We start from the raw sequence: 647 nt of genomic DNA, 5'->3' as shown, positions 1-647 counted from the left end.
AAGGTCGCGACGAACACTTCCGCTTCACGCACTTCTCCTGTGTCAGGGTTGACCACCTGAAGCCTCGGCCCACAGTAGTCGATAAACAGCTTATCACCCGCAACATGAAGCTGGCGCATGCTGCGCTTTTGGGTTTTGAACCAGCGAGTGAAGTGCTCACAGAACTGAGTGTAAGCGTAAGCTTGCTCTTGATATTGCTCATGATATTCCTGCCAGAGCAGCATCTTCGTCATGCCTTTACGTCTGAGTTCGACTGCGTATTGAGTGAAGTCTGGCATGACTTTATCGCGACTGGCTTTCTTGCTGTGATACAGCGCTTGCGTGAGATCAGCATCGCTGCAACTTTCGGGTAGAGGCCAGCCAAGTTGGCTTTGTTTAAAGCGAGTCAGGAGTTCCGATATGGTGGACGGGCCGAGTTTCAAGCAAGAAGCGATACCACGATTGGAGAGACCGCAGTCGTACTTAAGGCGTAATACCTCTTTGATTTTGTTCATTGGAGTTCTCTTTTTGGCCATTGGCGCTTCCTTACGTTCTTGTTTAAGAAGCAAAGAAGAGCGAGTTATTGATTTAAAAGAGAAAAAGGAAGGATTTCGGGCATTCCGATCGCGGTTTTCGCTATTCCGATCACCGATTTCGGAGTTAGGCTA

Annotated in this window: 1 pseudogene; it reads right to left on the bottom strand. The window is 48.7% G+C overall.

Features of this window, described 5'->3' with window-relative positions:
• Nucleotides 1-515 (bottom strand): annotated as a pseudogene (locus R7Z47_RS25290) (IS21 family transposase); the annotation flags it as partial.
• Nucleotides 516-647: the final 132 nt, after the last annotated feature.

It is taken from the genome of Vibrio sp. 1641 (assembly GCF_033339995.1).
Taxonomy (GTDB): domain Bacteria; phylum Pseudomonadota; class Gammaproteobacteria; order Enterobacterales; family Vibrionaceae; genus Vibrio; species Vibrio alginolyticus.
Note: the sequence above shows the minus strand (reverse complement) of the source record. Positions and strands in the feature narration are given on the sequence as shown.